This is a genomic window from Aminobacter sp. P4_D5 (assembly GCF_056401815.1).
This window is the reverse complement of sequence record NZ_JBFUIP010001218.1, coordinates 1-556: the sequence shown is the minus strand read 5'-3', so window position 1 is coordinate 556 and position 556 is coordinate 1. Positions and strand designations below refer to the sequence as shown.

The window sequence follows — 556 nt, the reverse complement described above, 5'->3', positions numbered from 1 at the left end:
GACCTCGCCCGAGCCGGACGAGAGCGAACTCTGGACCGACATCCTGCTGGAGACGAAGTAAGATGGGCGTCGAGATCCTGATGCCGGCGCTGTCCCCCACGATGACGGAGGGGAAGCTGGCCAAGTGGCTGAAGAAAGAGGGCGATGCGGTGAAGTCCGGCGACGTGATCGCCGAGATCGAGACCGATAAGGCGACCATGGAAGTGGAAGCGGTGGATGAGGGCACGCTGACGAAGATCGTGGTGCCCGAGGGCACCGAGAACGTCGCGGTGAACTCGCCGATCGCGGAGCTGGATGGCGGGACAGGCGGCACCAAGGCCGCGCCCGCCCCGAAGGCCGAAGCGCCGGCCCAGGCTAAGAGCGAGGAGGCTCCCGCCGCCAAGCCGCATCCGACGATCGCGGCGACGCCGGTTTCCGTCGCGCCCGAGAAGGATTGGGGCCCGACCAAGCCCACCACCGTCCGCGAGGCGCTGCGTGACGCGATGGCGCTGGAGATGCGCGCCGACAAGGACGTCTTCCTCATGGGCGAGGAGGTCGCGCAGTACCAGGGCGCCTA

General features: G+C 68.0%; 1 protein-coding gene. It reads left to right on the top strand.

Going from position 1 to position 556, the window contains the following annotated elements:
• Positions 1–62: 62 nt before the first annotated feature.
• A partial coding sequence (locus AC1DWF_RS37590) for a biotin/lipoyl-containing protein (protein WP_476843500.1) occupies positions 63–556 on the top strand: 494 nt, incomplete at its 3' end.